3 protein-coding genes are annotated in these 2,005 nt (G+C 60.2%); 2 read left to right on the plus strand and 1 reads right to left on the minus strand.

From position 1 onward, the window contains the following. Positions 1-664, minus strand: a 664-nt coding sequence (locus A1351_RS10840) for a TenA family transcriptional regulator (protein WP_157096254.1), incomplete at its 3' end; no start/stop codon positions are given. 510 nt (positions 665-1,174) lie between these two features. On the opposite strand from A1351_RS10840, the gene A1351_RS10845 reads away from it, so the two are divergent. Then, positions 1,175-1,369 carry a hypothetical protein gene (locus A1351_RS10845; RefSeq protein ID WP_064032959.1) on the plus strand — a complete coding sequence of 65 codons (195 nt, stop codon included), beginning with the start codon at positions 1,175-1,177 and terminating at the stop codon, positions 1,367-1,369. Continuing rightward, positions 1,366-1,686: a transposase gene (locus tag A1351_RS10850; protein WP_083967268.1), complete on the plus strand. Its 321-nt coding sequence runs from the start codon at positions 1,366-1,368 to the stop codon at positions 1,684-1,686. The genes A1351_RS10845 and A1351_RS10850 overlap by 4 nt, the downstream gene beginning before the upstream one ends. Positions 1,687-2,005: the final 319 nt, after the last annotated feature.

Genomic DNA, 2,005 nt, shown 5'->3' on the forward strand with positions numbered 1-2,005 from the left:
AAAGGGTACTCCTCACCCCATTCCAGAAATTATTGAGCAGTTCGGCCACCTGCTCGCCGCCCTGAACGAGAAGGTCTTTATGTCCGTCGTCGTCCGCGAGCTTTTCGACGGCCGTCGCAATCCAATCAACGTGATCGGCTTCAAGGAAAAGATGCAGATGGAAATATTCCATCGCGCGCACATCAATGCCGGGATAATTCCGAAAGCCTTCGTACAAATTATTCAACATAGGCAGGCCGGTTTCTTCGATAGTGTAATGTCCGCCGACCGCCGCAATGGGAGAGTCTTCGAGAAAAATCTTTTCAAGCCCTCTCACCAGAGCCGTTGTTTCCGGATTGTAGTCATAGGTGGTGTAATCGTCGAGTTCGATTCCCGCAGCGTCCACCACGCGCTCGAACAGCTTGAAATGCGCGAGGCCATGGCCGCCGCCAAGCTCTGACACGACAATCTTCGCCAATTGCACGCGCACATCCTCCGAGTCGACGCGTCCCGACAGGCCGGCGAGGATTTTGGGGAAGGTGCGGATGTAGAGATAATATTCCTGGCAGAATTTCTTCAAATCGTCCTTTCGCAACGGACTACGCCGGAACTCGACGTAAAAGCGGTGCTCGTTCAGGCTCAGCAGGTCGAGATGCGACCTAATGTTCTCAATCACTGTCCGCATGGATTATTCCTATATGAAATTTCCACTGAACGCGGCGAGACCCCTGTTAATTTGGCGATAATAGTCGCAAGCCGCCCGTCTTGCAAGTCGATCCTGTCAACGGGCAGGGCTCCGAACCCGGTTAACAGCAGTTAACGGATTTCGCAGAGCGCGAGGGTCTTCGTGACTTTCCGGGGAGCTGATTGCCAAGGTTACGCCTTCCGTGCGAAGGCATGCGAAAGAAAATCAAGCTGTCTGTTGATCCCGGAATCGAAGTTGAAGAGATCGAATTGCTGGACGGCGGCTGGGTCCTTTCGGCGCCTGCCGCTGGCGAGCGATCCTGTCCAGTTTGTGGCAAGCCTTCGACATCTCGGCATGGCTGGCATCATCGGCGTCTGAAGGGAACGCCGCTCATGCTCGATCTGCGTCTGGGACGCTGGCGATGCCTAAATGAGCGGTGCAGCTCCAAGACCTTCGTGGAACGTCTGCGTCCGGCGCGATGCGGGCGACGCGCCTTCGGTCGCGGCTCCCATGGCGCGCCGCACGGTCCGGGTCGAAGAGATCGTTCGGCTGTCCGGATACGCTGCAGGCGGTCTGCCGAGCGAAAGGTTACTGGCGCGGCTCGGCATGCCGTTCAGCGACAACGCCCTCCTGGGCCAACTGAGACGCCATGTTCGTGAGCGCGCCGACACGGCTCCTCTACGGGTCATCGCGATCGACGACTGAGCTGGCGCAAAGGCTTTACCTATGGGACGGTCATCGTCGATCTGGAGCGCCGAACCGTCGCCGATGTCATGGAGACCCGCTCGGCCAAGGAGACCGCGGATTGGCTTGCGCGCTGGCCAGAGATCGAGATCGTGAGCCGCGACCGCTGCGGAATTTACGCCCAGGGCATCCGGCAGGGCGCTCCGAAGGCCCGCCAGTTCGCCGACCGGTTTCATCTGCTGCAGAACCTGCGCGTGGGTTGGCATATTATACCAACTGAATCGCGCCTGTGTGTAGGCTGCGGACACCAGGGGCCTGCCGACCGCAGGCGAGGGTGATCAGCATTGTTTGCGGCGCTCGGAACATCGGCGCCGCGCAGGATCTGGTCGAAGAGCGCGAGGGCGGCGCCGGCAGCGAAGGTCGCAGCCGCAGGGGCGACGGTGGCGTCGGGCTGGCGCGCCATCCTGGAAAAGCGTTTTATTCTACAGAGTTCGAGGCGCGGTTCGACCGCGCCGAGGTCGCGCGCCGACCGCGTGTCGGCACAGGCGCGGCGGCGTGTTCGGGGTCGGCAGGCGCGCGTTCGGCGATTCGCGGCATGACGGAATCGTAGACCAGAGCGGCGCTCTGTCACCAGATTGCGAGGAAAATGCGCAGCAC

Origin of the sequence: Methylosinus sp. R-45379 (assembly GCF_001644125.1) — a bacterium.
In the GTDB taxonomy this organism is placed as follows: Bacteria; Pseudomonadota; Alphaproteobacteria; order Rhizobiales; family Beijerinckiaceae; genus Methylosinus.

Coding starts and splice junctions, on each gene's coding strand:
- A1351_RS10845 (WP_064032959.1), top strand. CDS start 1,175: ATGGCGCGCCGCACGGTCCGGGTCGAAGAGATCGTTCGGCTGTCCGGA.